The organism is Idiomarina sp. ST10R2A5, assembly GCF_051842325.1.
Taxonomy (GTDB): Bacteria; Pseudomonadota; Gammaproteobacteria; order Enterobacterales; family Alteromonadaceae; genus Idiomarina; species Idiomarina abyssalis.
Map to the genome: position 1 here is coordinate 1 of NZ_JBNIEX010000077.1, position 240 is coordinate 240.

At 67.5% G+C, this 240-nt stretch carries 1 protein-coding gene; it reads left to right on the forward strand.

The window, feature by feature from the left end:
- The coding region (locus tag ACP7FG_RS13195) for a hypothetical protein (RefSeq protein ID WP_439226662.1) at positions 1 to 240 on the forward strand (240 nt) is incomplete at both ends.

Genomic DNA, 240 nt, shown 5'->3' on the forward strand with positions numbered 1-240 from the left:
GACGGCCACGAGGAGTACGACTACCGCGGCCTCAGGGACGCCGTCGACGCCCTCGAGGAACTGGGCGGGGACGCCTTCGGTCTGGCGTTCGAAACCGGGGAACCGACCGGCGAGGTGGCTATCGCGGAAGATCTCGTGGAACTCGTCTTAGAGGTTCGCGAGCGCGAACGCGACGCGGGCAACTACGAGCGCGCCGACGAACTCCGCGACGAACTCGAAGCGCTCGGGGTCGAGGTACAG